1 protein-coding gene is annotated in these 1,807 nt (G+C 39.6%); it reads right to left on the reverse strand.

Going from position 1 to position 1,807, the window contains the following annotated elements; all coding sequences use genetic code 11:
• Window positions 1-425: 425 nt before the first annotated feature.
• Window positions 426-1,685 carry an IS110 family RNA-guided transposase gene (locus tag GH715_RS21190; RefSeq protein ID WP_153837227.1) on the reverse strand — a complete coding sequence of 420 codons (1,260 nt, stop codon included), beginning with the start codon at window positions 1,683-1,685 and terminating at the stop codon, window positions 426-428.
• Window positions 1,686-1,807: the final 122 nt, after the last annotated feature.

Raw genomic sequence — 1,807 nt, forward strand, 5'->3', positions numbered from 1 at the left:
CTCCCTCTATATAATTCAAATATCGTTAATATACTCTTGTTTTCTTCGAATTTCTAAAACACCATCTTCTTGCTTCATGGGATACACTACCAGTTATTGTTTCTTGTGAAAGAATTTTACTTATAGGCATCCATCCTAACGACCAAATTGGATATATTTGGTGCGCACACAAGGATGACCATGCTTCTTCCTCTCCACCTTAAATGTGGTCGCTCACCCTCCCATGTCTCTCCGGTTGAATGCCACAAATTCCTTCGTCCTGCGTATCCACATGATGGAGGTCGGATATGCTCCTTTACTGGGTCTAAGGCCCGAATGGAAAAAATAAGCTCCGACTCTGCATTGTTGGTGTTTGTCTCATTTCTTTAGATACCAATGTACATATCCTAACGATTTCTTTTCATAAGCCTTTTTTGTTAAGGGTTTTAAGCAATTCCTTGTAATAGTTTATTTCCATCAAATGTACATTGACGTTGACCAATGACAAATAAAACACGTATTAATTTTCCACATAAAGCGATCAAAGATTGTTGTTTTTTCAAAGGGCGTTCTTTTCGTTTGGTGTAATAATCATGTAAGGCCTGAAACGTTGGGTTGTGTGCGACAAGTGGGCGTACCGCCATATATAATAGCTTTCGTAATTTACTACGTCCCCGTTTCGTGATCTTGGTTTGCCCTTTGTGTTTCCCAGAACTGTGTTCTTTTAAGGAGTATCCTGCCATATTGATCACCTGTTGTGGGTGACGATACTTTTTAATGTCTCCTACTTCGGCATAAAAACCAGCGACAGTCATGGAGCCAATACCCTTGATCGCTATCATTTCTTCTGCTCCTGGTATTTCTTGTACCAGTTCTTCCAAATCCTCTTCCATCATTTCTAATTGTTGTTGATGTAAGGCATATTGGTCTAATAAATGGTGTAATTCTCTTTTAGCGAAGCGTAGACCTTCTTGTACGCCAATGCTTTTGTTTGCTTTATCCACTAGCTTTTGTGCCCGTTTTATTCCTACTCCAGCTTTCACTTCTGTTTTCCACTGGGCAAGCACTTCCTCTGCCGTTAACGCTACTAAATCAGTTGGAAATGGAAAACAACGCAAACTACACATCGCTGCTTTTCCCTCCCAATCTTTAAACACATCGAAAAACTCTGGGAAATACCGCTGGAGATTATTTTGAATACGACCTTCTATGATCATCAGCTGTTTCGATAGTTGATCTCTTACTTTGACGCCTTCTCTTAGCTCGGCATAAATACCTTCTAAGAGGTTAGGTACGGAGTATCTCCCATCTTTGATCAGCTGTGCGATCACCTTTGCGTCCTTTGTGTCATTTTTCGTTGGTGAATTATCATCCAATTCTTTGGACTTTTTTACATGCATCGGATTAACGATTACAAAATCATAGCTTCTATCTTTCAGGTAATAAGCTAAGCTTAACCAATAGTGACCGGTTGGTTCTACACCAAAGATGACATGTTTTTTGCCCTGTGCTTTCTGATGTTTTCCCACCCATTCTAATAATGTTTCAAAACCATGTTCTCGATTTTCAAAGACCATTCGTTTTCCAAACTCTACGCCTCGATCATCCTGTGCTCTTGCCACGTGTTTTTCCTTAGCAATGTCAATGCCTACAATTAATGTTGATGGTGTGATTTGCGAAATTTTTTCGTTTTGCGTATAATTCATTTTGAGTCCTCCTTGGGTATTAATTAAGGGTCCTTTTTCGTTGCAACGATTGGACACCTCGTATCATACCAAGGGGGCTTTTTTTATTCAAACCTCAAATTTCTTCATAACAGGAATGCTCC

This window comes from Gracilibacillus thailandensis (assembly GCF_010994055.1).
In the GTDB taxonomy this organism is placed as follows: Bacteria; Bacillota; Bacilli; order Bacillales; family Amphibacillaceae; genus Gracilibacillus; species Gracilibacillus lacisalsi.